We start from the raw sequence: 569 nt of genomic DNA, 5'->3' as shown, positions 1-569 counted from the left end.
CCCTGGCGCTGATGGTGATTCCGGGTGAGCGGCTTCGGGTGCGGTGGGGATACCGGCCCGATGTGTTCGGCCGGCGGGCAGTGGAGGTGATCGCGGGGCGTTTCGTGCGGGTGCTGGAGGTGATCGCGGCTGATCCGGCCTGTCTGGTCGGGCGGGTCGATGTGTTGACTGGAGTGGAACGGGAGCGACTGACGCGCTGGGGCAGTGGCGTTCCTGGTGACGACAGCGCTGCTCATGAGCTTCTGCCGGGGCTGTTCGAGGAGCGGGTGCGGCGGGATCGGGATGCGGCGGCGGTCGTATGCGACGGGTGTGAGGTGTCGTATGGCGAGGTGAATGAGCGGGCGAATCGTCTGGCCCGGGTCCTGGTGGGGCTGGGGGTGGGTCCGGAGTCCCGGGTGGGGCTGGTCGTGCCCCGGTCGGTGGAGATGGTGGTGGCGCTGCTCGCGGTGGTGAAGGCCGGTGGGGCGTATGTACCGATCGATCCGCGCTATCCCGCGCCTCGCATCGCCTTCATGCTCGCTGACGCCGAGCCGGAGGTGGTGCTCGCCACCAGGGACACGGCCGACCGG

Annotated in this window: 1 protein-coding gene; it reads left to right on the top strand. The window is 69.9% G+C overall.

Features of this window, described 5'->3' with window-relative positions; all coding sequences use genetic code 11:
• Positions 1–62: 62 nt before the first annotated feature.
• The coding region (locus VT50_RS37785; protein ID WP_167396660.1) for an AMP-binding protein at positions 63–569 on the top strand (507 nt) is incomplete at its 3' end.

This window comes from Streptomyces antioxidans (genome assembly GCF_000968685.2).
In the GTDB taxonomy this organism is placed as follows: Bacteria; Actinomycetota; Actinomycetes; order Streptomycetales; family Streptomycetaceae; genus Streptomyces; species Streptomyces antioxidans.
This window is presented reverse-complemented; position numbering and strand designations above follow the sequence as displayed.